Annotated in this window: 26 protein-coding genes, 1 tRNA gene and 1 pseudogene; 13 read left to right on the forward strand and 15 right to left on the reverse strand. The window is 64.4% G+C overall.

What is annotated here, in order from left to right; translation table 11 throughout:
- The first annotated feature begins 252 nt into the window (after positions 1-252).
- On the forward strand, positions 253-897 hold the full coding sequence (locus tag ACNPP0_RS29515; RefSeq protein ID WP_448707909.1) for a nucleotidyltransferase family protein: 645 nt from the start codon (positions 253-255) through the stop codon (positions 895-897).
- Between the two features lie 220 nt (positions 898-1,117).
- Here the strand turns inward: ACNPP0_RS29515 and ACNPP0_RS29520 are convergent, their stop codons facing one another.
- From ACNPP0_RS29520 to ACNPP0_RS29530, 3 genes are all read right to left on the reverse strand, one after another.
- Positions 1,118-2,110, reverse strand: a complete 993-nt coding sequence (locus ACNPP0_RS29520; protein ID WP_448707882.1) for a tripartite tricarboxylate transporter substrate binding protein — start codon at positions 2,108-2,110, stop codon at positions 1,118-1,120.
- Between the two features lie 83 nt (positions 2,111-2,193).
- The gene (locus ACNPP0_RS29525; protein ID WP_448707883.1) at positions 2,194-4,296 is read right to left on the reverse strand and encodes an acetate--CoA ligase family protein; all 2,103 of its coding nucleotides are present in this window, start codon (positions 4,294-4,296) and stop codon (positions 2,194-2,196) included.
- Positions 4,293-5,135, reverse strand: a complete 843-nt coding sequence (locus ACNPP0_RS29530; protein WP_448707884.1) for an enoyl-CoA hydratase/isomerase family protein — start codon at positions 5,133-5,135, stop codon at positions 4,293-4,295. The genes ACNPP0_RS29525 and ACNPP0_RS29530 overlap by 4 nt, the downstream gene beginning before the upstream one ends.
- Before the next feature lie 169 nt (positions 5,136-5,304).
- Here ACNPP0_RS29530 and ACNPP0_RS29535 point away from each other — a divergent pair, with 169 nt between their 5' ends.
- Positions 5,305-6,120, forward strand: coding sequence for an IclR family transcriptional regulator (locus ACNPP0_RS29535; protein WP_448707885.1), 816 nt, complete (start codon positions 5,305-5,307; stop codon positions 6,118-6,120).
- Positions 6,121-6,635: 515 nt separating this feature from the next.
- Here ACNPP0_RS29535 and ACNPP0_RS29540 read toward each other — a convergent pair.
- The 4 genes from ACNPP0_RS29540 to ACNPP0_RS29555 form a co-directional block, all read right to left on the reverse strand.
- Positions 6,636-6,908, reverse strand: coding sequence for a hypothetical protein (locus tag ACNPP0_RS29540; RefSeq protein ID WP_332611708.1), 273 nt, complete (start codon positions 6,906-6,908; stop codon positions 6,636-6,638).
- 88 nt (positions 6,909-6,996) lie between these two features.
- Positions 6,997-7,455: a hypothetical protein gene (locus ACNPP0_RS29545; RefSeq protein ID WP_448707886.1), complete on the reverse strand. Its 459-nt coding sequence runs from the start codon at positions 7,453-7,455 to the stop codon at positions 6,997-6,999.
- Positions 7,456-7,551: 96 nt separating this feature from the next.
- Positions 7,552-8,265, reverse strand: a complete 714-nt coding sequence (locus ACNPP0_RS29550) for a hypothetical protein (protein ID WP_448707910.1) — start codon at positions 8,263-8,265, stop codon at positions 7,552-7,554.
- 2 nt (positions 8,266-8,267) lie between these two features.
- Positions 8,268-9,299 carry a TRAP transporter substrate-binding protein gene (locus ACNPP0_RS29555; protein WP_448707887.1) on the reverse strand — a complete coding sequence of 344 codons (1,032 nt, stop codon included), beginning with the start codon at positions 9,297-9,299 and terminating at the stop codon, positions 8,268-8,270.
- A 154-nt stretch (positions 9,300-9,453) separates the two neighbouring features.
- Here ACNPP0_RS29555 and ACNPP0_RS29560 point away from each other — a divergent pair, with 154 nt between their 5' ends.
- A complete protein-coding gene (locus ACNPP0_RS29560) occupies positions 9,454-10,272 on the forward strand; it encodes an IclR family transcriptional regulator (RefSeq protein ID WP_448707888.1) in 819 nt (272 codons plus the stop codon).
- Between the two features lie 63 nt (positions 10,273-10,335).
- Here the strand turns inward: ACNPP0_RS29560 and ACNPP0_RS29565 are convergent, their stop codons facing one another.
- Positions 10,336-11,157, reverse strand: coding sequence for an IclR family transcriptional regulator (locus ACNPP0_RS29565; RefSeq protein ID WP_046804884.1), 822 nt, complete (start codon positions 11,155-11,157; stop codon positions 10,336-10,338).
- Positions 11,158-11,289: 132 nt separating this feature from the next.
- On the opposite strand from ACNPP0_RS29565, the gene ACNPP0_RS29570 reads away from it, so the two are divergent.
- The 9 genes from ACNPP0_RS29570 (at position 11,290) to ACNPP0_RS29610 (ending at position 18,215) form a co-directional block, all read left to right on the forward strand.
- Positions 11,290-12,297: a TRAP transporter substrate-binding protein gene (locus ACNPP0_RS29570; RefSeq protein WP_448707889.1), complete on the forward strand. Its 1,008-nt coding sequence runs from the start codon at positions 11,290-11,292 to the stop codon at positions 12,295-12,297.
- Positions 12,298-12,316: 19 nt separating this feature from the next.
- On the forward strand, positions 12,317-12,760 hold the full coding sequence (locus ACNPP0_RS29575) for a type II 3-dehydroquinate dehydratase (protein ID WP_448707890.1): 444 nt from the start codon (positions 12,317-12,319) through the stop codon (positions 12,758-12,760).
- A 40-nt stretch (positions 12,761-12,800) separates the two neighbouring features.
- Entirely contained in the window at positions 12,801-13,376 is a 576-nt protein-coding gene (locus ACNPP0_RS29580; RefSeq protein ID WP_448707891.1) for a TRAP transporter small permease, read from the forward strand.
- Positions 13,373-14,653 carry a TRAP transporter large permease gene (locus ACNPP0_RS29585; RefSeq protein ID WP_448707892.1) on the forward strand — a complete coding sequence of 427 codons (1,281 nt, stop codon included), beginning with the start codon at positions 13,373-13,375 and terminating at the stop codon, positions 14,651-14,653. The genes ACNPP0_RS29580 and ACNPP0_RS29585 overlap by 4 nt, the downstream gene beginning before the upstream one ends.
- Before the next feature lie 89 nt (positions 14,654-14,742).
- Complete coding sequence (gene pcaH, locus ACNPP0_RS29590) at positions 14,743-15,444, forward strand: protocatechuate 3,4-dioxygenase subunit beta (RefSeq protein ID WP_332611691.1); 702 nt, start codon at positions 14,743-14,745, stop codon at positions 15,442-15,444.
- 3 nt (positions 15,445-15,447) lie between these two features.
- Positions 15,448-16,023: a protocatechuate 3,4-dioxygenase subunit alpha gene (gene pcaG, locus ACNPP0_RS29595; RefSeq protein WP_332611690.1), complete on the forward strand. Its 576-nt coding sequence runs from the start codon at positions 15,448-15,450 to the stop codon at positions 16,021-16,023.
- A gap of 22 nt (positions 16,024-16,045) precedes the next feature.
- On the forward strand, positions 16,046-17,437 hold the full coding sequence (locus ACNPP0_RS29600) for a 3-carboxy-cis,cis-muconate cycloisomerase (RefSeq protein ID WP_448707893.1): 1,392 nt from the start codon (positions 16,046-16,048) through the stop codon (positions 17,435-17,437).
- Between the two features lie 83 nt (positions 17,438-17,520).
- Positions 17,521-17,904, forward strand: a complete 384-nt coding sequence (locus ACNPP0_RS29605) for a GFA family protein (protein WP_104144068.1) — start codon at positions 17,521-17,523, stop codon at positions 17,902-17,904.
- Positions 17,901-18,215, forward strand: a complete 315-nt coding sequence (locus tag ACNPP0_RS29610; RefSeq protein WP_120156467.1) for a hypothetical protein — start codon at positions 17,901-17,903, stop codon at positions 18,213-18,215. Before ACNPP0_RS29605 ends, ACNPP0_RS29610 begins: the two co-directional genes overlap by 4 nt.
- A gap of 189 nt (positions 18,216-18,404) precedes the next feature.
- Here ACNPP0_RS29610 and ACNPP0_RS29615 read toward each other — a convergent pair.
- From ACNPP0_RS29615 to ACNPP0_RS29645, 7 genes are all read right to left on the reverse strand, one after another.
- Positions 18,405-18,481: transfer RNA gene (locus ACNPP0_RS29615), tRNA-Arg, on the reverse strand.
- A gap of 93 nt (positions 18,482-18,574) precedes the next feature.
- Positions 18,575-19,159 carry a helix-turn-helix domain-containing protein gene (locus tag ACNPP0_RS29620; RefSeq protein ID WP_332611684.1) on the reverse strand — a complete coding sequence of 195 codons (585 nt, stop codon included), beginning with the start codon at positions 19,157-19,159 and terminating at the stop codon, positions 18,575-18,577.
- Positions 19,160-19,172: 13 nt separating this feature from the next.
- Positions 19,173-20,465: an NAD(P)/FAD-dependent oxidoreductase gene (locus ACNPP0_RS29625; RefSeq protein ID WP_448707894.1), complete on the reverse strand. Its 1,293-nt coding sequence runs from the start codon at positions 20,463-20,465 to the stop codon at positions 19,173-19,175.
- 16 nt (positions 20,466-20,481) lie between these two features.
- A complete protein-coding gene (locus ACNPP0_RS29630; RefSeq protein WP_332611681.1) occupies positions 20,482-21,171 on the reverse strand; it encodes an amino acid ABC transporter permease in 690 nt (229 codons plus the stop codon).
- Between the two features lie 2 nt (positions 21,172-21,173).
- The gene (locus ACNPP0_RS29635; protein WP_332611680.1) at positions 21,174-21,866 is read right to left on the reverse strand and encodes an amino acid ABC transporter permease; all 693 of its coding nucleotides are present in this window, start codon (positions 21,864-21,866) and stop codon (positions 21,174-21,176) included.
- A gap of 72 nt (positions 21,867-21,938) precedes the next feature.
- Positions 21,939-22,730 (reverse strand): ABC transporter substrate-binding protein, encoded by a 792-nt coding sequence (locus ACNPP0_RS29640; RefSeq protein ID WP_448707895.1) that lies wholly within the window; start codon positions 22,728-22,730, stop codon positions 21,939-21,941.
- 105 nt (positions 22,731-22,835) lie between these two features.
- On the reverse strand, positions 22,836-23,585 hold the full coding sequence (locus ACNPP0_RS29645; protein WP_448707896.1) for an amino acid ABC transporter ATP-binding protein: 750 nt from the start codon (positions 23,583-23,585) through the stop codon (positions 22,836-22,838).
- Between the two features lie 254 nt (positions 23,586-23,839).
- On the opposite strand from ACNPP0_RS29645, the pseudogene amaB reads away from it, so the two are divergent.
- Positions 23,840-25,343: pseudogene (amaB, locus tag ACNPP0_RS29650) on the forward strand (L-piperidine-6-carboxylate dehydrogenase).
- Positions 25,344-25,378 lie beyond the last annotated feature (35 nt).

Consider the following 25,378-nt stretch of genomic DNA (forward strand, 5'->3'; position numbering starts at 1 on the left):
AATTACGGGGGGAATGTCGGAAGTGGCGCGGGTGTCCGAGACGCCACGCTCCACCTCCCAGCTGCCCACCGTCAATCGTGATCGCCCAGCAAGCGCCATGCCTAGGCCGCTACTATCTTCGTCAGCCCTTCCTTGTCCGCCCCTTCTTTGTCAGCGCCTTCTTTGTCCGCCCCTTCCTTGTCAGCCCCTTCTTTGTCCCCGCCTTCCACGTCCCCCTCTTCCGCGTTGCGCGCTTTGCCCTCGGCCGCGTGCATCGGCATCTTGCTGGCGGCCGGCCATGGGCGGCGCTACGCCGCAGACGCCCCCGGTCAAGACAAGTTGATGGCGCAGCTAAAAGATGGCACGCCGGTGGCGGTGGCGTCAGCCCGCGCGCTGGGCAGCGCCACGTCACGCACCATCGCGGTGCTTCGACCCGACCAAGCGGCGCTGGGCGCGCTGCTGCAAGCGGAAGGATGCGAGCTTGTCATGGTGGGCGCGATCGCGGACGGCATGGGCGACAGTCTGGCGACCGCCGCCCGCCATTTGCTTGGCCCTCCCATTGACCGGGCCAAGGGTTCTTCACCCAAAGGGCGAGACGTTGCCGCCCAGGGGCAGAGCGTTCCCGCCGCGTCGTCGTGCCTTGTCGCCTTGGCCGACATGCCGTGGTTGCGCGCCGACACCTGCCTGCAAGTGGCCGCCGCAGCGGCGCGCCATCGCATCGTGACGCCTACGTGGCAAGGCAAGCGCGGCCACCCCGTCGCCTTCGCGCGCGATCTCTGGCCCGAGCTTGCCGCGCTGTCGGGCGATGTGGGCGCGCGCAGCTTGCTACTGCGCCATCCCGTGCACGAGTTGGCGGTGGACGACCCCGGCGTGCACGCCGATGTGGACACGCCGCGGGACCTGCACGCCGGTCATTGATTCTGCCGTATCCCGGCCAGGTCTCCCGGCCAGGTATCCCGGCCAGGTAGTCCGGCCAGGTAGTTCGGCCAGGTAGTCTGGCCAGGTAGTCCGGCTACGTATTCCGGCTACGTATTCCGGCTACGTACCCGGCCCGGTATCCCGCCTACGTATCCCGCCTACGTATCCCGGCTACCGCGCTCATCCGCGCGTCCGCCCGCGCCGCGCCAGCGCGCGGTTCCTAAGGCGCGTCGGTTATGCCGGCCTCGCTGACGATCTTGCTCCAGCGCGTTTCTTCCTGTTTTACGTAATCCCCCAGCGCGGCAGGCGTGCCCACATCAGCCACCAACCCTTCCAATTCCAGCGCCGCCTTAAAATCCGCCTTGCCGGACACGTTCTTGATCGCGCCGTTCAGCTTGTCGACCACCGCTGCGGGCGTGCCTTGCGGGACGAACACGCCGTACCAGCTGTCCACGTAGTAGCCCGGCACACCCGCTTCGGCCACGGCAGGCACGCCGGGATAGGACGGCGAACGGTCTTTGGTCGTCACGGCCAGCGCGCGCAACTGCCCGGTCTTGACGTGGCCGCTGACGCTGGCCGACGTCGAAAAGATCATGTCGATCTGCCCACCCATCAGGTCGTTGATGCCGGGGCCCGCGCCCTTGTACGGCACATGCAGGACGTCGACCTTGCCCAGGCTTTTGAACAATTCTCCGGCCAGATGCGCCGACGTGCCATTGCCGTAAGAACCGAACGTCAGCTTGCCAGGATGCGCGCGCGCGTAGGCCAGGATGTCCTGCACGCTTTTGAAATTGGACTTGGGCGACACCACCAGCACGTTGGGCGACTTGCCGATCAGCGCAACGGGCGCAAACGCCTTGTCGGTGTCGTAGGGCAGCTTCTTGTGGATGGCGGGGTTGACCGCATGCGCGAACGTCGCCATCAGCAGCGTGTAGCCGTCGGGCGGACTCTTGGCCACATTCTCGGTGCCGATGATGGTGCTGCCGCCCGGCCGGTTCTCGACGATGACCGATTGACCAAGTTCGTCGGTCAGGCCCTTGGCAAGCTGGCGCGCGATGATGTCCGTGCCGCCGCCCGGCGTAAACGGCACGACGATGCGCAATGGCCGGTCGGGAAAGGCGGCGTGCGCTTGCGGCGCGGCCACGGCGCCTAGCGTCAACATTGCAGCGGCGATCGCCCTGATGGGCCGCAAGGCAAAGGCGTAGGTCTTCATCGTTGTCTCCTGATATTTTTTTGCGCCGATCTTGCGCGGCGCGTCGGCAAAAAAAGGGGGTGAGGGTATGGCGGCGCGCCTGCCTAGCCCTGCATCACCACGACACCATCAGCCGCGCAGACGCCCTGCCCTAGCGGCTTGACGAAAAGCGGGTTGATCTCGGCCTCCAGCAGTTGGCCTTGCAAGGTGCCGGCCATGCGCGCAAACGCCAACACCGCCTGCACCAAGGCGGGCACGTCGCATTTAGGGCGGCCGCGATAGCCATCCAGCAAGGGCCAGGTCTTCAAGCGCCGCAGCGCCGCCTCGACGTCATCCGCCGCCAAGGCCGCGCCGTCGTCGGGCAACAGCAGCAAGGTGGTGTCGCGCACCAGCTCGGCCACCACGCCGCCCATGCCCAGCAATATCGCCGTGCCCAGCGGGTCGTGATGCAGGCCGACGATGAGCTCGGCCGCGCCGGTGACCATCTCTTGCACCAGATAGGCGTCGGGCGGGGTACCGGTGTGCCGCTGCACGTCGGCGCGCATCTGCCGCACCCGCTGCGCAATGTCCTCGGGCGCGACATTGACGGCCACGCCGCCCACGTCGCTCTTATGGGTGATGTCGCGCGACAGCAGCTTGAGCACCACGCGCGGACCCAGTGTGTGGGCCACGCGGGTGGCTTCGGCTTCGGCGTCGGCATTGACGATGATTTCTCGCACGCCCGGTATCCCGAACTGCGCGAACAACGCTTTGGCCTCTGCTTCGTTCAGCGCCTGGTGCGGTTCCAGAAACATGGGCGAAGCCGCGCGGGACGGCGCACCATCGCGCACCGGGCGCGGCTTGCCACGCTGCACCCGCCGCATGGCGGACAACGCCGCGCCGACACTTTCGGGCGCGGGAAAAGCGGGCACGCCGTAGCGGCTCAGGACTTCAGCGGCGCGTGGTGCGTGCGGGCTGATATACGCCAGCACCGGTTTGCCGTCACGCGTCAGCGAATCGCGCAGCGCGCCCGCCATCAGCTCGGGCTGCGCCACGGCGGAAGATCCCGCGATGACGACCAGCGCATCGTACTGATCGCTTTCCAGCACGATGCGGATGGCGTTACGCAGCAAGTCAGGCTGCAAACCGGCCAGCGTCACGTCGATCGGGTTGCGATCCAGCGCGGCGTGGTCGCCCGTTTGCAGCGCGCGCAAGGCGGCGCCCGTGGCGGCGTCCGGCGCGGGTAGTTCAAAGCCCGCCATGCCCAGGCTGTCGGCCACCAGCGTGCCCGCCCCACCCGTTGACGTCAGGATCGCCACGCGATCGCCGCGCAGCTTGCGATCGCCGGCCAGCGCGGCGGGCATGTCCAGCAGCTCGGCAAACGTCTGCGCGCGAATGATCCCGGTCTCGTCGAACAGCGCATCGTACATGGCGTCGGCCCCAGCCAAGGCGCCCGTATGCGAGGCCGCCGCCTGCGCGCCGGATTCCGAGCGGCCGATCTTGAACGCCACGATGGGCTTGCCGGCCGCCGCCGCCTTGCGCGCCGCCGCGCGAAACGTCTTGGGGTTGCGGATGCTCTCGACATACAGCGCGATGACGCGCGTGGCCGGGTCGTCCACCAACGCATCCACGAAATCCGCCAGATCCAGATCAACCTCGTTGCTGGTGGAGATCAGCTTGGAAAACCCGATGCCGCGAGCTGCCGCGCGCGACAGCAACGCGCCCAGGATGCCGCCACTTTGCGACACCAAGCCGACTGCCCCGCTGGTCAGTTCATCCACTTCCAACGCGCCGCTGGCCGATAAGGTGATGCGGTCGGTCAGGTTGACCAGGCCGATGGTGTTCGGCCCCAGGATGCGCATGCTGCCCGCCGCCTCGCGCAGTTCGCGCTGACGGCGCGCGCCCGCCTCGCCGGTTTCCGAATAGCCACTGGCCAGCACGATGGCCGCGCCCGTGCCCATGGCCGCCAGTTCGGCAATGGCTTGCTGCGTCCGTTCAGCGCTGAGCAGCACGATGGCCACGTCCGGCGCTTCCGGCAAGGAGCGGATGTCGGGATAGCAACGCAGCCCGCCAATCTCTGACGCTTTGGGGTTGACGGGATAAATGCGCCCTTCAAAGCCGTGCTTTTGCAGATAGGCCACGGGCCGCCCCGACGTCTTGGCCGGGTCCGCCGATGCCCCCACGACCGCGACGCTGCGCGGTCGCAGCAATTTCTGTATGCCGCTCATTGCGCGTCTCCGGCGGCACGGCCCGACGCCGTGTTGGCCTGGGCCATCTTCGCCTCGGCCATCTTTGCCAGGAAGGCCGCAACGGATTCGCGGTGTTCCGTGCTGGTGTAGCAGATGCCCTGCGCCTGGCTGCCCATGGCGAAAACCTGGTCGGCGGTCAGCTCGGAGCTTTGGTCCAGTATCGATTTGCTTAGCGCCAACGCGGTGGCCGAGCCCTTGGCCAGTTCGGCGGCCCAGGCCTGCGCCGCGCGCACTTCGTCGCCGGCCGGGGCGAGCCGGTCCGCGATGCCCAGCGCCAGGGCTTCTTGCGCCAAGACCTTGCGGCCGGAATAGATCAGGTCCTTGGCGCGGGCAAGCCCCACGCGGCGCGGCAGGAAAAACATGCCGCCGCCATCGGGAATCAAGCCGCGCGCGATGTAGCTCCAGGTGAACGACGCGCTGTCCGACGCCACGATGAAATCGCAGCTAAGCGCCGTGTCCGCGCCCAGGCCGGCGGCCGCGCCGTTGACGGCGGCAATGGTGGGCTTGGGCATGCGAAACAGCAGGCTGACCGCATGGTGCACGCGCTGCTGCCGCGACCACCCATTGAAGGCGATGTCACCCGACGGCGCCTCCATGCGACGCTGCATGCCGGAAATGTCCCCGCCCGCGCAGAAGCCCTTGCCTTCGCCGGTCAGCACCAGCGCCTTGGTGCCCCGGTCGGCGGCCACGGCTTCCAGCGCATGGATCAGTTCGGCGCGCATGCCGTCGCTGATGGCGTTGCGCTTCTCTGGCCGGTTCAGCGTCAGCGTTGCCACGCCGCCGTCCGCATGCAGTTTGATGAATTCGTAGTCCGCCATCTTGTTGCTCCGTCTGGGTCGATAGGCCAGCGCGATCCGATGTTTTTTTCGCTGGCGATATCGACACGGTAGGCGCTACAGTGGGGAAAAACACGGGGGCAATTCCATCTGGTGGAATTGGCTGTGCGGGCTTCGACGATGAAGGATTCGACAATGGCGGCTTTGACCGATGGCAACTTTGACACCCGATGACCCGGCCCACGCGCCGCAACGATTCGATGGCGTCGGCCAGAACCGATCGTTGGCCCGTGGCCTGGAAATCCTGCGGGCATTCAAGCCCGGCACCGCCCTGCTGGGCAATGGCGAGCTTGCCGAACGCACCGGCCTGTCAGCGGCCACGGTCAGCCGGCTGACGCAGACGCTGGTCACCAGCGGCTTTCTGGAATATGAGCGCGGCGCGCGCGCCTACCGCCTGGCCGCGCCGGTGTTAAGCCTGGGCCACGCCATGCGCGCGGCGTCGCCGGTATTGAACGCCGCTACGCCAACCATGCGAGACGTCTCCAACAAACTGCACGTCAATATCGGCCTTGCCAGCGCCGACCGCACCGAAATGGTTTATCTGGAATCCATCCGCTATAACCGCCGGGCGTCCCTTCGCACCATCGTGGCGGGCCAACGTGTTCCGATGGAACTCACGTCTTTGGGCCGCGCGTATCTGGCCACACGCCCGGCAGCAGAGCGCCACGCGCTACTCAAGAAAATAATGTCGGGGTATCGCAGCGCATCGTGGAAACCGATACGCGCGGATATTGATCGTGCGATCGCTAAAGTGACCTCGGCGGGTTATTGCGTGGCGTCGTGGCAGCCCGGCGTTGTCGCCATGTCCACCCCGCTGCGCGTGCCCGGAGGCCCGACGCTGGCATTGAACCTGAGCTTGATGACGGACGACACCGCGACGTCCGTGGAAAGGCAGCACGCGGCGGACTTGCTGGCACTGAAAGACAAGATCGTGCGCGAGCTTGAACGGCAAGCGCCGCCGCGTTAGAAGGCGGCTTTTTCAGCCGCGAACGCCGGTTACCGGCCTTATCCGCGCGGCGCTGTGCTCGGATTCCGATGTACAGCCACTCTGCGCCGGCGCGTTCCATTTCATATAAATGTCTTTTTGGATCAGCACGATGATTCGGGTACTAAGGGGGTATTGCACACAGATTATCTCCTGCCTTATTTTTTGTGATGGCCAGAGCACAAGTAACACAGCCACATGCACTATCACCGCCCTATTGAACATCCCGGATTCGCATTTCTATACGGACCGCGAAGTGTAGTGAGGGATGCGTCCCCGAAGTTTAGGAAAGGCAATCAAACCAGACAGAAAGTATCTAACGCGTTAACTTTATTGCGGATTATTCTGTAATAATCCGCCAGCGAGATAATCCATGCAGATAATGCACATTAATAAGACTTTCGGCATACGGAGATAGCGCGTGCGATGTGGCCCGACGGCTTGCGGCGCCACCGAGACAATTGCGTACCGCGCGCGATTGCTGGCGCGCTTTGAGGCTACTGCGCCATGCGCCGCAGCCGATCCAATTCCGCCTTGTTCAGGCGTTTGGCTTCCAGTTCGGCATAATTTCGTTCGCCCGCATCGTAAGACCCTTCAAAGATGCAGCGGCTGCGCAGAATCTTGCAGTTGTCGCTGACCACCCGCTCGGATGCGGCAACCTTGGCGGCTTCGCTGGAACCGGTCGGGGTGGGCGGCGTGGACGAACAGGCGGATATCAGTGCGGCAAGCAACAGCGCCACGCTATGGCGGCTAAACAATCGAATCAACATTTTCCCTGGCCCGTGGCTTTATCAGCCCTATTTATAGCAAGGCAAACGTCAAAAAATCGTTCCAAGTCGTAGCAGCGCGGCTTGGCCGTCAGTCGTCTTCGACGCCCGACAGGTCAGTGAAATCCGCCACTTCGCCGTCCTGGAAGTTGACCATGATGCCGTAGGGCTCGCAGATGGGAAACACCCCCTGCTCGAACAGAATGGACCAGTCTTCCTCACCATGAAAGATGACTTCCGGGCCGCCCACCAGGGGCACGCCCGCGGGAAGCTGGAACGATGCGTCACACCCCAGCACGTCCGGATCGCTGCGATACAGGTCTTCCAGATACGCCGTCGCCTTGCCGATCCACGTGCCCAGGTCCTGCATGATCCGCGTGAAGGCCGCCGTCGCGGCCTCATTGTCGCGAGAGTCCGCCAACACCTGAACGGACACATAGACCTGGCCCCCGTTAATGTCCGGCGTGTCGACATAGCCTTGCAGATAACGCAGGCCGTCTTCGCTGGTTTTCAGGGTCAAAGAGGAAAGGGACGGATCAATAGAGGGCATGGGCGGGCCTTTGAAAAATGGGTGCGCCGATAAAACGGTTGTTTGAGATTAGCATTTGCCGAAACCTGCGTAGTAGCGTGCCCCCGCTATTTTGCATTACGACTTTGACGTTACTCCTTGCCTTGCCGGCCCCGGTCCATACGATTCGAACGTATGCGACAAACAATAAATGTCCGACCACGCGGCGGCCGGGTCGGCGTGCACCGCAAGTGCTTCGGCGTTGCGCACGTCCCCTTCGCAGGCGGTGACCGCGTTGATGTCGTAGCCGTTGACGACATAGATCCAATCGGCAACACCGTCCTTCGCGCCGCGTATGGCTTGCTCGGTCGTTTGCGCAATTGCCGGCGTCTGCGTCATCAGCAGATGCGCACCGGAAATGCCCGGGCGCGCGCAACTGGCCGCGGCATGCGCTTTCAGATAGGCGCGCAATGCGTCCTGCGCACCCGCGCGCGGTGACAGACGGATGGTCAACGCATACCGGGCCAAACCGCCCCCCACACTTTCCAGCACCCGGCACTGACTGCGGATCATGTTGCGATGTTGCGGCATCAGCTTGGTGGACCAGGGCGTCGGCCGATTCAACCGGCCCAGGTAAGCCGGCGAGCTGAGCGTGCCGTACGCGTCCAGTTCGTACATGACGAAAAAGCCTACGCCGCCATGGGCGCTGACCCAGCGCGAGCCGCGCAGAAAACCCGGCACCCCCATGCGTTCGGGAAAGTGTTCATGCGAGTGCCAGTCTTCGAATTCCGCGCGCCAGGCCGGCGCGATGTCCCACCACATGGCGATGGCGGCGCAGCCCAATAGCGCCATGATCAGCGCTTTGCCCGCAGCGCGGACAACTCCGTGGCCACCTGCTGCATCACGTCCGCGCCGATCTCGCCGGCGAACTTGTCAACCACCGGCTTGACGGCCTGGCGCAGGCCGTCGACCGCTTGCGGCGACGGCTCGTTCACCTGCATCAGCTTGCGCAAGTCGTCGATGGCCACGGCTTCTTTGGCCTGCGAGATCTTGCGCTCTTGCGACTTGGCTTCGTTGGCCGCGTCCAGGATGATCTGGCGTTCGGCCGGCGACATGCCATCCCACGTCTTCCTGCTCATCAGGAAAGGCATGCCGGTATAGATATGCCGCGTCAGCGACAGATACTTCTGCACCTCGGCGAACTTCGCGGACTGGATCACGCCCACGGGGTTGTCCTGCCCGTCGATCGCCCTGGACTCCAACGCGCCATAGACTTCACCGAACGTCATCGGCACCGGATTGGCGCCCAGGGTCTTGAACATCTCGATATAGACGGGCGCGGCAATCACCCGGATCTTCAAGCCCTGAAAATCCTGCACGCCGGTAATCGGGCGGCGGCTGTTGGTCATATTGCGAAAGCCCAGGTCCCAGATACCCAGGCCGACCAGGCCGTGGTCGGCCAAGCCGTCCAGCAGACGCTTGCCCACCGGGCCATCGGACACCGCATAAGCTTCGCTCGCGTCGTTGAACAAAAAAGGCAGGTCGAACACCATGAAGCGCTTGTCGATGCCGGCCAGCAGCCCGGTAGCCATCGACGTGAAGTCCAGCGTGCCGCCGCGCACCGCCGACAGATTTTGCGGGTCGCCCCCCAGCACGGCGTTGGCATAGATCGACACCTTCATCTTGCCGCCGCTTTTCTCGGCGACCAGGTCGGCAAATTTCTGCGCGCCCTGCCCCAACGGATGATCCGCCGCCAAGCTGAATGCAAACTTCATGGTGCGCGCCTTGATCTCTTGCGCGGCCACGGTGGCTGTCAGCGCCAGGCAAACCGACAGGGATGCGGCGGCAGTTACGGCAAGGCGAAATAACGGCTTTCCAATCTGCATCACAACCCCTCTTGTTTGGTGTCGGCAAGGACTATTTCGCTGCGAGCTTAGGGCATAATTTTGAATGCCGTTCAAATTTTTGACGAATTCAAAATTTGAATTCTTCGGCATCCGGCGCGCGGATTTTTCATGGTGGCCAACCCAGGGAGCTTGCATGAGCGGGGCAATAGAAAAGACACTGGCATTGCTTGAATACCTGGCCAACCACCCCGACGGCGTCGCGCTGGCGACGGTGGCCGACGACCTGAACCAATTGCGCAGCGGCTGCCACCGCACCCTGCACGAGTTGATGAAGTATGGCTATGTGCGGCAGACGCCGGTGCGCGGCGAGTATGCGCTGACGACCAAGCTGGCGTCGATGGGCCTGAGCTTTCTGGGGCGTTCGGGCGTGGTCGACATTGCGCAACCGGTCATTGACCGCTTCGCGCTGGCAACCGGCGAACTGGTGCGGCTGGCCATCGTCGACGGCAAGCGCCTGACCTTGGTTGCCAAGGCGCAAGGGGCGAAGTCCGGGCTGCTGTACGACCCCGACATGGGCATCGACCTGCGCCTGTCTTGCAGCGCGGCCGGCCACGCCTGGCTGATGACGTTGCCGGAGGACCAGGCCATTGCCTATGTCACCGAACAAGGGCTGGGCAAGCCGCGCGACTTCGGGCCGAACGCGCCCACGTCGATCCGCGCGCTGCTAGCCAGCCTGGATGGCCACCGCCGGCGCGGCTACAGCATGCTGCAAGACGTCTATGCGTCGGGCATGAGCGCGATGGCCGCGCCGGTTCGCCGCCCCGGCCACGCCAGCACGGGCATCCTGATAGTGGCCGGCCCGTCGCAACGCTTGACGCTGAAGGCAATGGAAAAATTCGGGCCGGCGCTGCTGCGCGCGGCCAGTGAGTTGGCACAGGCGGGAGAGGCATCGCCGCTACTGCGCTCGGCGCGCGTGGGCACGTGGGGCAATGGCCCGGCAGTAAAGGACTAGCGCGCGATAGCCGGGGAGCGGCGTGCACGGGTCCGAACTTACGCGGTTGGGTCCAAACACCGCCTACTTTGCCGTGTCGTCGCCGTCGTTACGGCCCTGCATGGGAAAGCGCTTTCGGAACATCGGCGACGCCAGGCTTGCCAGCGCCAACTCTTCGGTGGCCGCCAGCAACTGCGGCCCCAGTTCCAGCATGCGCGCTTCGGTCAGCCGCATGGCGGGGCCCGCGATACTAAGCACGCCGATGGCGTCTTCGCCTTTGCGCTGCACGGGCGCCGCCATGGCAGTCATGCCGGGTGCGAACACTTCGTTGATCATTGCGTAGCCGCGCTTGCGGCCGGCTTGCAGCATCTTCGTCAATGCCGCAATCGTGGTGGGCGCGTTCGGGCCATATTCCGCGGGGGAACCAAAGCCCTGCCGCGACACCAGATCCAGCGCGCGTTCGTCCGACATCGTCAACATCCACGCGTGCCCGGACGCGCTGCACGACAGCCGCGCGTCCGATCCCATTTCCGGGTCATAGCGCAGGCCGTGACGCGCGCCCTGCGCCTTGGCGACCCACGTCAGCCTTTCGTTATCGACGATGGCCAGGCGCACCAGCTCGCCCGAGATATCAGCCAGCCGGTCGACCAGCGGCTGGGCGATATCGACGATGCCGGTGGCCGCCAGATAGCTCAGTCCGATGGACGCCACCCGGGCGGTCAGCGCGTAGTCGCCGTGGTCGCGGATCTGCCTGACGTAGCCGCAACGGCACAGGTCGGTCAGCAAGCGATGGGCGGCGCTTTGGGGGATCTCCAGCTGCTGCGCCAGCGAGGCTAGCGGCACGCCTTCGGGTCTGGAGGAAAGGTGCTCCATGACGGCAAGCGCGCGTTCGAGGACTCCGGCCATGTCATCTCAACAAGTAATGGGGTGATGGATGATAACCCTAGGTGGAAAACTATTCCACTCGGAATTACATTCCACTACCGAGTCCTCCAAGACATCGAGAACATTCCAAAAAAATCACGGAAGGAGACAACGATGAAGACCCGCATTTTCTGCCTGGGCCTGATGGGCCTGCTGTGCTCGACCGCCATGACGGCCCACGCGCAAGACGTTCAGGAACGCACCATCCGCTTCGGTCACCTGAACAACACCGATCACCCCGTGAGCGCGGGCGTGCAGAAGTTTGCAGAAATTCTTGCCAGCAAAAGCGGCGGCAAACTGAAGGTGAAGGAATTCCCCGCCTCGCAGCTGGGCAATGAAATGCAGCAGCAGTCCGGCCTGCAAGGCGGCGTGCAGGAAATGTCGGCGCCGGCATCCACGTCGCTGGCCGGCATCGTCAAGGAATTCGGGCTGGTAGACCTGCCCTTTTCGGTCACCGACTTCGGCCAGGCGGACGCGCTGCTGGATGGGCCACTGGGCCGCGCGCTGATCGCCAAGTTGCCCGAAAAGGGTTTGGTGGCGCTGGGTTTCTGGGACTTGGGCTTTCGCAACGTGACCAACTCCAAGCACGCCATCACCAAGCCGGAAGACCTGGCGGGCCTGAAGATTCGCGTCATTCCCAACCCGGTATTCCTGGACACGTTCAAGGCGTTCAAGGCCAACCCCGTACCCATGCCGTTTGCCGAACTGTACGGCGCGCTGGAATCCAAAGCGGTGGACGGCCAGGAAAATCCGTACTCGGTGATTCTGTCGAACAAGTTCTACGAAGTGCAGAAGTACGTCAGCGCGACCAACCACGTGTATGCCGCCAACATCGTGCTGGTCAGCAAGAAATTCTGGGACAAGCTGTCGCCCACCGAACAGCGCATGATGCAAGAGGCGGCCGACGAGGCGCGCGGTTACCAGCGCAACGTCAGCCGTGAAGCGGCGCAAAAGGCCGTGGCGCAATTGCAAGCCAAGGGCATCCAATACAACACGATCGAGCCCGCGCAAAAAGTCCGCATGCAGCAGGTCGTCAAGCCCGTCGTTGAACACTTCACCGGCAGCTACGACCCCGCCATCGTCAAGCTCTACAACGACGAACTCGCACGCATCCGCAAGTAAACGCACCGGCGTATCCATCATGAAGATTCTTGTTTTGCATGGCCCGAACCTCAATCTGTTCGGGCGCCGCGAGCCGCACATTTACGGCACCACCACCCTGGCTGAAATCAACCAGCGCCTGGCCACGCTGGCCGAGGAATTGGGCGTGGAACTGGCCACGCTGCAATCGAACCACGAAGGCGAACTGATCGATTTTCTGCACCAGAACATCGACGCGGCGCAAGGTGCGCTGGTCAATCCGGCCGGGCTGACGCAGCATGGCGTGCCGCTGCACGACGCGATCAAGGCGATGCCCTTCCCCACGCTGGAAGTGCATATGTCGAACATCGCCGCGCGCGAAACGTGGCGCGCGCATTCGATCATTTCGCCGGCGGTGCGCGGCACCGTGCAAGGGTTGGGGCCGCATTCTTACCTGACGGCGCTGCGCGGGCTGGTCGACATCCTGAAAGAAGCGCGCGCATGACTTCGCGCACGCTTCTTCCCACGCTGAAGGGGGCGGCCTCATGGTCCTCATAGACGGGTTCATCGCGGTCGCGTGCCGCGTGCTGGAACTGGCCATCGCGCTGCTGTTGGCGGCGATGGTGGTGCTGGTTTTCGGCAACGTCGTCGCGCGCTACGGGTTCAATTCCGGCATCACCTTGTCGGAAGAACTATCGCGCTGGATGTTCATCTGGCTGACGTTCCTGGGCGCCGTCATCGCGCTGAAGGAACGCGGCCACCTGGGCATGGATATGGTGGTGGCCAAGCTGCCGACGGCGGGCAAGAAAATATGCCTGGTCGTGGGCCAGATCATCATGCTGTACATCGTGGGCCTGATGTTCAAGGGCAGCTGGGAACAGGCCGTGATCAACGCGGACGTCAGCGCGCCGGTCAGCGGTTTGCCGATGGCGATCGTGTATGTGGCGGGGCTGGTGTTCTCGGCCTTGGCCGGGCTGATCATCGCGGTGGATCTTTATCGCGTGCTGGCCGGCAAGCTGCGCGAAGAGGACCTGATCATGGTCCAGGAATCCGAAGAAGCCGTGCAGCTCAAGCAGATTCTGGACGACGCCAACCACGGCGCGCCGGGGAGAAGCGCATGACCATCTTCGTATTCATCGGGTCGCTGCTGGGCGTGATGGCGTTGGGCGTGCCCATTGCCTTTGCGCTCTTGGCCAGCGGTGTGGCGCTGATGTGGCATCTGGATATCTTTGATTCGCAGATCCTGGCGCAGAACGTCATCGGCGGCGCGGACAGCTTTCCGCTGCTGGCGGTGCCGTTCTTCATGCTGGCCGGCGAAATCATGAACGTGGGCGGCCTGTCCAAACGCATCGTGGACCTGGCCCTGGCGCTGGTCGGGCACGTCAAGGGCGGCCTGGGCTACGTGACGATCATGGCCGGCTGCCTGTTGTCGGCCTTGTCCGGTTCCGCCGTGGCGGATGCGGCGGCGTTGACCGCCTTGCTGCTGCCGATGATGGTCAGCGCGGGCCACAAGAAATCAACGGCCGGCGGCTTGATTGCAGCCACCGGTGTGATCGGCCCGGTGATCCCGCCCAGCATCGGCTTGGTGATTTTCGGCGTGGCCGCGAACGTGTCGATTTCAAAGCTGTTCATGGCTGCGATCGTTCCCGGCTTGCTGATTGGCGGCGCCTTGTGGCTGACCTGGGCCTGGTTGGTCCGCCGTGAAAAAGTGGTGCCGCCGCCGCGTAAATCCGCCAAGGAAATCGGCACGGCGGCGCGCAAGGCGCTGTGGGCGCTGACGTTGCCGGTCATCATCCTGGTGGGCCTGCGTATGGGCGTCTTCACGCCGACCGAAGCCGCCGTGGTGGCCGCCACCTACGCGCTGCTGGTATCGACGCTGGTCTATCGCGAACTGAAGCTGAACCAGTTGTACGCGGTGTTCGTGTCGGCCGCCAAGACCAGCGCCATCGTGATGTTCCTGATTGCCGCCGCCATGGTCAGCGCGTGGCTGATCACCGTGGCCGACCTGCCCGCCAAAGTCGTGGACATGCTTCAGCCATTCATCGGCAACAAGATCCTGTTGATGGCGGCGATCATGGTGTTGGTGATGGTGGTGGGCACCGCCATGGACATGACGCCCACCATCCTGATCCTGACGCCCGTGCTGATGCCGGTGGTGCGCGCGGCCGGCATCGACCCGGTGTATTTCGGCGTGCTGTTCATCATCAACAACTCGATCGGCCTGGTGACGCCGCCCGTAGGCACCGTGCTGAACGTGGTGGCGGGCGTGGGCAAGATGAAGATGGACGACGTCACACGCGGGGTCATGCCCTTCATGGCGGCGGAGTTCGCCATCATGTTCCTAATGGTCGTTTTCCCGGCGCTGGTGATCGTGCCCGCGCGCTGGTTCGGCGGGTGATGCGCAGGCGTTGTGCGGGGCGGGTCAGGCCTACACCCGCACAACCGTATCGCACGCCCTGATCCGCTACACATAGGAGAATTTTCGCAATGTCCGATCTTGCCCAATACCGGCGTCCGTTCTGGAACACCCAGCCCGCTTACCGCTTCGACGCTTATGGTTCCACGCTGCTGCGTTCACCAAACGAACCGCTGATCGCGGTGCCGCAGACCCTGTCCGAAATCACCGGCCCCGCATTCGGCGCCGCCTTCGTCAAGCAGGGCGACAACGACCTGACGCGCATCGCCAACGCCGACGCCATCGGTGAACGCATCATCGTGTCGGGCCGCGTGCTGGACGAGAACGGCCGGCCCGTGCCCGATGCCTTGATCGAAATCTGGCAAGCCAACGCCGCCGGCCGCTACCTGCACAAACGCGATCAGCACGACGCCCCGCTGGACCCCAACTTCAGCGGCGAAGGTCGGACGGTCACGGACGCGCACGGTCGCTATCAGTTCAAAACGATCAAGCCGGGCGCCTACCCCTGGGGCAACCATTACAACGGCTGGCGGCCGCAGCACATCCACTTTTCGTTGTTCGGCCGTGCGTACGCCACGCGGCTGGTCACGCAGATGTACTTTCCCGGCGACCCGCTGCTGGAATTTGACCCCATCTTCCAATGCGTGCCGGACGCCAAGGCGCGCGCCCGCCTGGTCGCCACGCTTGACTGGGAAACCACCGTGCCCGACTACGCGCTGGGCTACCGCTTCGATATCGTGCTGCGCGGCCGTAACGCTACCCCGATGGAGTAATGCATGCTCTACCCCACTACCTCGCAAACCGTCGGCCCCTACCTGCACATCGGCCTGTCCGGACTGAACTGTGCGGACTTGACGGCGGGCCAGCCCGACCTGGGCGCGCCCCCGGTCGTGATTGAAGGCCGCATCATCGATGGCCAGGGCAACCCGGTGCCCGACGGCATGATAGAAATCTGGCAGGCCGACGCGCGCGGCGTGTACCGCCACCCGGATGACCCGCGCTATGCGGACAACGCCGGCGCAGCAGGCTTTACGGGATTCGGGCGCGTACCCACTGAAGCGGACGGCTCGTTCCGCTTCACCACGATCAAGCCCGGCGGCGTGCCCGCGCCCGACGGCTCGCTGCAAGCCCCCCATCTGCTGGTCTCCTTGTTCATGCGCGGCCTGCTCAAGCATCTGTCCACCCGCCTGTACTTTCCGGACGAGGCACAAGCCAACGAACAGGATTGGGTGCTGCGCCAGACGCCCGCCGCGCGCCGCGGCACGCTGATCGCGCAGGCGTCGGACAACGGCGTACTGCGCTGGAACGTCGTCTTGCAGGGCGCGGGCGAGACCGTGTTCTTCGACCTCTGACCACGTCAGCAACGGGCACAACATGACCATTCTTTCCGGCCTGACCGAACAGATCTATTCCGACCGCGACATCATGGGCTTGTTCTCGGGGCCCGGCACCATCCGGCGGATGCTGGCGGTGCAAGCCGCGCTGGCCCGCGCCCAGGCGCGTTGCGGCGTCATCCCGGACAGCGCGGCCCGCAGCATCCACAAGGTCTGCCATGCCGAGGACATCGCCAGCATCCTGGACCTGGACGCCATCGCTTCCGCGTCCATGCTGGCCGGCAACATCGCCATCCCCTTCGTCAAGCAGCTGACCGCCGCCGTGCGCCAGGCAGACGCCGAGGCGGCACGCTTCGTGCATTGGGGCGCCACCAGCCAAGACGTGCTTGACACCGCGCTGGTCTTGCAACTGCAACAGGTGGCCGCGCAGCTGGACCAGGACCTGGACGCGGCACAAAACGCGTGCGCCCGCCTGACTGCGACGCATCGCGACACAATCATGGTCGGCCGCACGTGGTTGCAACACGCGCTGCCCACCACCTTCGGCGCCAAGACAGCGGGCTGGCTGCAAGCGCTGACGCGCTCGCGGCAACGCCTGCGCCACGACGCCCAACAATGCGCCCTGCTGCAATTGGGCGGCGCCGCCGGCACGCTGGCCAGCCTGGGCAACACCGCCCCCGATGTCGCGCGCGCCCTGGCCGAAGAACTGGGCCTTGCGCTGCCCGACATGCCTTGGCACACGCATCGCGACCGCCTGGCCGACTTGGCGGCCACACTGGGCGTGCTGACCGGCACGCTGGGCAAAATCGCCCGCGACGTGTCGCTGATGGCGCAGACCGAGATCGCCGAGCTAGCCGAACCCGCCGGCCCGGGGCGCGGCGGCTCCAGCACCATGCCGCACAAGCGCAACCCCGTCAGCAGCGCCGCCATCCTCGCCGCCGCCACCCGCATGCCACCGCTGGTGTCCACCATGCTGTCCGCGATGGTGCAGGAACACGAACGCGCGTTGGGCGGCTGGCAAGCGGAATGGGACGTCCTGCCGCAGATCTGCGCGTTGGCGGGCGGCGCATTACGGCATCTGGCGGGCATGCTGGACGGGCTGGAAGTGCATCCGGAAAACATGGCCCGAAATCTTGGTGCGACGAACGGGTTGATTCTGGCCGAAGCGTACGCGCTGGCGCTTGGCGGTCGAATGGGTCGTATCGAAGCGCATGAATTGGTCGAACGGGCGTCCAAGGAGGCGGTTCGCAGGAACTGCACGCTGAAGGTTGCGATGCAGGAAGCGCTGGCGGCGCATGAGGGCACGCGGGGTTTGCTTGGGAAGGAAGAGCTGGATCGCTTGAGTGATCCGGCGGCTTATCTGGGGCAAGCGGGGGAGGTTTGTGATCGGGTGTTGGCGGGGTGGAGGGCAAACGCAGCCTGCGCCGAATAGCATGGCGGTATTTGACGATGGCCGTACCACCCCGCCTTGCCATCCCTGCCTCTAAAATCACTCCTTTTAGGCGGACGACCCCTATGCGCACCTATCAAGGCTCCTGCCATTGCGGCGCGTGCCGCTTTGAAGTGGACATGAACCTGGACCATGTCCGCAGCTGCAATTGCTCGATCTGCAAGCGGCGTGGCGCGCTGATTCATCGCGTACCGACCGCAGCACTGCGCATGTTGACGCCGCTGGATGATTTGAGCGTTTATCAGTGGGGATCAAAGACCGCAAAGGACTACTTTTGTCCGCACTGCGGGATCCTTCCGTTTCGAGTGCCCAGCGCGCCCACGGCTCAAGAGCTGGCGCAGGGAAAGCAGGCCTTTGTCGGTTGGGCGGTCAACGTACGGTGTCTTGATGGGGTGGATTTGGCGGGGGTTCCGGTCCTGAAGGTGGACGGGGCGGGGCTGGCGATTTGAAAATCAACAGAAAGTTGTTAGTAGCGCAGCAGAAAGGCGCTGAGCAATGCGGGAAGCTATGGGATGGTGCCCAGGTTTGGCTGGCACAAAACGGGGCGTACAAGATCCAGAGCGTGTCCAGCTCGGTGATCCAGACCTATGGCCCCACGCGCAACTCTCCGCAGCTGGCTTACACGGTCATCAAGGAACCGGGTCCTTACGGTACTCACACCATCAAGATGGCTGCTACCTGCGACAACATGTTTGGGTGTCAACCCAACGCTTTCATAGCTATCGCCAATTTCAAGGACTATCTGTTGGCCCTGCCGTAACCCGCCAGGAATATACGAATCGCCGACCGCCCGCGGACTTGCGGGCGTTTTTATTGCAGCAGCGTTCAGCGCGGAGGTATGCCGCCCTTCCGGCATGCGCCATAAAGCAACGCCGTCGACGAGCGTATTAGTCCATTTAGCTGTTAGCGAATTTCGAAAGGGGTATGCCCTTGGGTTCGCAGACTATTCTGGCGCGGCAGGAGGGGCTCGAACCCCCGACCCCGGGCTTAGAAGGCCCGTGCTCTATCCAGCTGAGCTACTGCCGCGCAGTCTTTGACACCCGGCAAGAGATCCGGGCGGCGCATTTTACCTTGTTGCGGGAAACTTTGCGGCGGCCCGTTACTCCCGCGCCGCCGCCTTCACTCTTCCTCGATATCCGCGTGCGTCGACACCCACAGCACGATTGCGTCTTCCGGGCTCAGGCTGATGACGCGGTGGCCCATGCGGCTGTCTATATAGAAGCTTTCGCCGGATGTCAGACGGGCCGGCTCGTAGAATTCCGTGAAAAGCTGGACTTCGCCTTCCAGCACGTAGACGAATTCCTCGCCGCCGTGGCGGCTCCAGTCCTGGAATTCGTCGAACGACCGGGCCTTGACGCGGGTGTGGAACGGCATCATGCGCTTGTGCGACAGGGCCGTGCACAGCAGGCGGTGGTCGTAGTAGGGCGTTTCGTATTGGCGGCCCTCGCCCTGGCGGCTGAGGCTGCGGCGGCCGGTGCCCATGTGGGCGTCGGACGCGGTGAACAGTTCGGCCACGTCCAGTTCCAGGCCCGCGGCGATCTTGATCAGGTTGTCATAGGTGGGCGACAGCAGGCTGTTTTCTATTTTGGACAGCGTGGACGCGGCGACGCCGGTGGCGGCCGCCGCCTGTTTCAGTGTCCAGTCGCGCGCCTGGCGCAGGGCTCGCAGCCGTTGTGCCAATGCGCTTTGTTTGTTGCCTTGCATCCTGTGTACCTTGTCATGCCCGCGTAGTGCGCTCCCGCCACCAGTCGCGCGCCTGGTAAGACCAATAAGTCAGTTGAACCGCCGCCGTGCCCAGGCCGCCGCCGTTCCAGGCCAGGCCAAAGGGTGCGAACAGTTTGTAGCGCTGCGTGTCGCCGGTGATCCCTTCGGCCACGACGCGCCCGCCGATCGAGGTGGTGTTCATGCCGTGTCCGCCAAACGCCGTGCAGTACCACACGTCCGGCGCCAGTTGGCCGATTTGCGGCATCAGGTGGCGGGCGTAGGCCATGCGCCCCGACCATGCGGTTTCAACGCGCACGCCCTTTAACTGCGGGTAGACGGACAGCAATTCCCGGCGCAAGGACTCGGCCAGATCGGGCGGGTCTTCAACACGGGTGGTGATTCTACTGCCCCAGCCGATGCGCCCGCCATCCAGCACGCGGTAATAGTTGCCGGCGCGGCGATCGTCGCCGATGGCGGCGGTGCTGCGGATGGCTTCCTTTACACGGTCGCCCAGCGGTTCGGTCAGCATGATGTAGGTGGCAATGGGCAACATGGCGCGGCGCAGCGCCGGCACGACGTCGTCCGTGTAGCCGCCGGTGGCCAACACCACGGTGCGCGCGTCGACCTGGCCTTGCGCCGTCTTCAGATGCTTGACCGCGCCGTCCAGCGCCGCCCCGGTCACGGGGGAATCTTCATGGATGCGCACGCCCAGGCGCTGGCATTCGCGGGCCAGCGCGCGTGCGTAATTCAGCGGATGGAAATGGAACGAAGAAGGGTCTTCGATGCCTTGGTGATAGACATCGGACACCAGCCGTTCGCGCACCTGCTCGCGCGTCAGAAAGCGCACGTCGCGGCCGAAGTCGCGGCGCTGCGCATCGCACCATTGCTTGAGCGCGTCGGTGGCTTCGTAGCGCACCACGCGCAGGCGGCCGTCGACCTGATGCGCGTCGGCGATGCCCAGGGTGCGGATGTTGTCGCGGATGATCTCCACGCCTTCCATCGACAGCCGGTATAGCTGCCGGTAATGGTCTTCGTCCACATGGCGCTTGATGGCGTCGGCGCCGGCCGAGAACGCGGGCGACACCGAGCCGCCGTTGCGGCCCGACGCGCCCCAGGCAATGCGCCGCCCTTCCAGCAACGTGACGCTGCGCCCCCGCCGGGCCAGTTCCAGCGCGGTGGACAAGCCGGCCAGGCCGCCGCCCACCACGCAGACGTCGGTGCTGGCCACGCCGGCCAGCGGCGCATAGCGCGTATCGCTGCCCGACAGGGTGCGCTTGTAATAGGTGTCGATGTACTCGGAGGCCATGCCGGTGCGGTCCGTGTCAGTGCAGGCTTGCGCCTTGCAAGCCGCCCGTCAGGCGCTTTTCCAGCCAGTTGGCCAGGCGCAGCAACGGGTAGCAGTAGATGAAATAGATGGCGGCGATCATGCCGTAGATGAATAGCGATTTGGCCGGGAAGGTGATGATGAACACCTCGCCCTGGCGCGTCAGTTCGGTGATGCCGACCACCGACAGGATGGCGGTGCTTTTGATCAGCATGACGTACACGCCGCTCATCGGTTGCACGATCAGGCGCATGGCCTGCGGCAACACCACCAGCCGCAGGATTTGCAGGGGCCGCAGGCCCAGCGTCATCGCGCCTTCGGTCTGGCCGCGCGGCACGGACTGGATGGCGCCCATGACGATTTCAGCGACATAGCAGGACGTGTACACCGACAGCGACACGAACGCGGCGGTGCCGGAATCCCAATGCAGCAGTTCGATACCGGTGCTGGGCAGCACAAAGTAGAAAATGTAGAGCTGCACCAGGAACGGCGTGCCGCGCAGGACGTGGATATACAGCCCCAGCAGTTGATGGATAACACGTATGTGATAGCTGCGGATCACGCCGATCACAAAGCCCAGCAACGACCCGGCGATGATGGCCACAAAGGATATCTTCAGCGTCTCCCAGAAGCCCTTCAGCAGGAAGGGCAGCACGACGCCGGCGGTGGACAGATAGGAATCCAGCATGCTTACCTCGCGTTCCAGGCCGGGCCGGCCAACCACAGGCTGACGCCCCGCGACAACAACAGCATCACGCCGTAGATCAGCAGATAGCCGGCGGCAATCGTCAGGAAACTTTCGCTGGGCACGATGCGGTCACTGTTCATCTGCACGCCCGCGGCCACCAGTTCAAACACCGTGATCAGCGACAGCAACGACGTGTCCTTGATAAGAACGGCGGTCTGCCCCAGCAAGGGCGGCAGCGTATTGGCAAAGGCTTGCGGCAGCACGACGTAGCGCAGCCGCTGTTGATAATTCATGCCGCACGCCTTGGCGCCTTCGATCTGGCCGCGCGGCACGGATTCGATGCCCACGCGGATGATCTCGCTCATGTAGGCGGCGTGGTGCAGCGTCATGGCCATGATGCCCAGGATCATTTCGCTCCAGCGCCCGGCGCCCGGTATCAACATGGGTACCGCGTAATAGACCAGGTAGATCTGCACCAGCAAAGGCGTGGACCGGATGAACTGCACGTAGGCCGCGACCGGCCGCCACACGGCGGCGCGGCGCGACATGTGCAGCAAGGCCAGCGGCACGCCGGCCAACACCGATAGCACCAGGCTGGCGCCCGCCGCGATCAGCGTGTTGGCCAGGCCCCTGGCGAATTCGCCCGTGTACTGGCTGACGATGCGCCAGTTGTAATAGTCAGTCAACCAGTCCATGGGCGCTTCGGCCTCCCCTGTTATGCCGCGCTATCAATCCGTGATCGGTGATCGTCAATCAACGATCCGTGATCAGTGGTCCTTCTTCCAGTCGGTGGAGTACCAGTACTTCACCTGATCCGGCAGCGTGTTGTCGGCGGTCTTCAGCGTTTGCCAGTTATCCAGCCAGAACTTCAGGCGGAAGGCGTTGGGGCCGACGGCAAAGGCCAGCGGTTCGCGCACCATCACGCCGTCCAGGACGCGCAGGTTGCCGAAGTCCACCAGGAACTGGTTGGCGGTGGACATGGACATGATGCCGGCGTCCAGACGGCCGCTGGACAAGGCCTGGCCGCCCGGCGCGCTGCCGCCCGAGAACTCTTTCATGGTGGCCTTGGGCAACATCTTCTTGCCCACTTCGGCATACGTGCTGGCGCCCAGCACGCCGACGTTCACGCCCGCCTTGTCCAGTTCCTCGTACGACTTGTAGGGCGAATCCTTGGGCACGACGGCAACGGTTTCGGCATAGAACATCGGCGCCGAAAACAGCACCTGCGCCGCGCGCTGCGGCGTGGGCGTCATGTCGGCCGCCACCATGTCGGCCTTGCCCGACAGCAGCGCGGGCAGCAAGCCCTTCCATTCGTAGTCTTGCAGTACAAGCTTGACGCCCAGGTCGTCCGCCATGCGCTTGGCCACTTCCACGGCCAGGCCAGTGCGTTTGCCCGTCTTGTCCATGAAGCTCATCAGGGGCCCCGACGTCTGCACCGCCACGCGCAATTCACCGCGCTTGATGATGTCGCCCAGTTCGTCGGCCTGCGCCGGCAGCGCCACCGTGGCCGCCGCGAACGCGACGCCGGCCACGCCCAGCCATTGTTTGATTTTCAACATTTGAATGTCCCCTAGAGGTGGATAAAACCTTGTCATTCCGGGCAAAGCGTTGTGTTGCCGCATGGCCGGCAGCGCCCGGATTTGCCGGACCGGCCTGTGCTTGGACTACAGGATCTTGTCCAGGAAGGCGCGCGTGCGCGGCTCCTTGGGATGGCAGAACACGTCGTCGGGCGTGCCCGTTTCCACGATGCGGCCCGCGTCCATGAACAGCGCGCGGTCACCGACGTCGCGCGCGAAACCCATCTCGTGGGTCACCACCGCCATCGTCATGCCGTCGCGCGCCAACTGCCGCATCAATTCAAGAATGCCGCCCACCGTTTCGGGGTCCAGCGCCGAGGTGGCCTCGTCGAACAGCATCAGCTTGGGGTCCATGGCCAACGCGCGCGCAATCGCCACACGCTGCTGCTGGCCGCCGGACAACTGGCTGGGATAGCGCTGGCCGTAATCGGCCATGCCCACGCGGCCCAGGAGATCAAGCGCGTATTTTTCGGCGTCGGCGCGGCTGCGGCCACGCACCACGCGCTGGGGTAGCGCAACGTTGTCCAGCGCGGTACGGTGCTGGAACAGGTTGAAGTGCTGAAACACCATGCCCACCTCGGTGCGCCAGTGGTTCACGTCGGTGGCGGGGTCGGTCAGCGACACGCCGTCCACGCGGATCGTGCCGCTATCGATGCTTTCCAGACCGTTCAGCGTGCGCAGCAAGGTGCTTTTGCCGGACCCGGACGGCCCCACGATCACCATGACTTCGCCTCGATTCAACTGGCAATCCACGTTGTCCAGCGCCAGATGCGGGGGCTGCCCGTCGCGCTGGAACGTCTTGGTGACTGCCTGGACATCAAGTAAAGCGTCTGCCACTGATGCACCTCGAAGAGGGGTTTTTCTATGGCCCGCGCCGCCCACCCAGGGGCAAAAGACGCTAAAGCCGGTTTAGAAAAAAAGTTTCGCAATTCACGCCGGAGTTTCGTATAGTAAATTTTTTTCCCGAATCGCCACTTAGGCATAACCCGCATAAGCCACGCATAAGCCGCGCATAGCCGCGCATAACCCCGCATTTCCCGCACAACCCGCTTGGCGAAGCACAGGTTTCGCCGGCAATCCAAGGAACCGGCATGGACACCCCTCAAACCATCCTGCAAGCGCTCGGCCTTTCCGCCGACGCCCTTACCGGCGGTACCCTGACCGCGCGCAGCCCGATCGACGGCGCTGAACTGGCGCAGGTGCACGAACACACGGTGGCCCAGGCCCATTCCGCGATCACGCGCGCACGCCAGGCCAGCCTGGCCTGGCGCGACGTGCCCGCCCCCCGCCGCGGCGAACTGATCCGCCTGCTGGGTGAAACGCTGCGCCAGAACAAGACCGCGCTGGGCCGCCTGGTCAGCCTGGAGGCCGGCAAGATCCTGGCCGAAGGCGAAGGCGAAGTGCAGGAAATGATCGATATCTGCGACTTCGCCGTCGGCCTGTCGCGCCAGTTGTACGGCCTGACCATCGCATCCGAACGCCCCGGCCACCGCATGATGGAAACCTGGCACCCGCTGGGCGTCATCGGCGTCATCAGCGCGTTCAACTTCCCCGTGGCCGTGTGGTCCTGGAACGCCGCGCTGGCCATCGTTTGCGGCAACGCCGTCGTCTGGAAGCCGTCTGAAAAAACCCCCTTGACCGCCCTGGCCTGCCAAGCCCTGTTCGCACAGGCCATGCAACGATTCGGCGACGCCCCCGCCGGCTTGTCCGAAGTGCTGATCGGCGGCCGTGAAGTCGGCGAAGCGCTGGTCGATTCGCACACCGTGGCGCTGGTGTCCGCCACCGGCTCCACCCGCATGGGCCGCCAGGTCGGCCCGCGCGTTGCCCAACGCTTCGGCCGCGTGCTGCTGGAACTGGGCGGCAACAACGCCATCATCGTCGGCCCCACCGCCGACCTGGACATGGCCGCGCGCGGCATCGTGTTCGGCGCTATCGGCACCGCCGGCCAGCGCTGCACCACCACCCGCCGCCTGATCGTGCACGAGAGCGTTGCCGACTCCCTGGTCCAACGCCTGCACAAAGCCTACGCCAGCGCCCCCATCGGCAACCCGCTGGACGCTGGCCACCTGGTCGGCCCGCTGATCGACCGCGGCTCGTTCGACGCCATGCAAGACGCCCTGCGTGCCGCGCGTGAACAAGGCGGCAAGGTGACCGGCGGCGAACGCGTGCTGGAAAACGAATATCCCAACGCCTGGTACGTGCGTCCCGCCATCGCCGAAATGCCCGGCCAGACCGACGTCGTCTGCCACGAAACCTTCGCGCCCATCCTGTACGTGATGCGCTACAAGGAATTTGCCGACGCGCTCGCCCTGCAAAACGGCGTGCCCCAAGGCCTGTCGTCCGCCATCTTCACCAACGACCTGCGCGAAGCCGAAACCTTCCTGTCCGCCTCTGGTTCCGACTGCGGCATTGCCAACGTCAACATCGGCACGTCCGGCGCGGAAATCGGCGGGGGGCTTCGGCGGGGAAAAAGAAACGGGCGGCGGCCGCGAATCCGGTTCCGACGCCTGGCGCAACTACATGCGCCGCGCCACCAACACCATCAACTACTCGCGCAACCTGCCGCTGGCGCAAGGCATCAAGTTCGGCGAATAAACCCGCCCGCATGATTTGATGCACAAGGCCCCGCG

The sequence above is a fragment of the Achromobacter semiaridum genome (assembly GCF_053543755.1).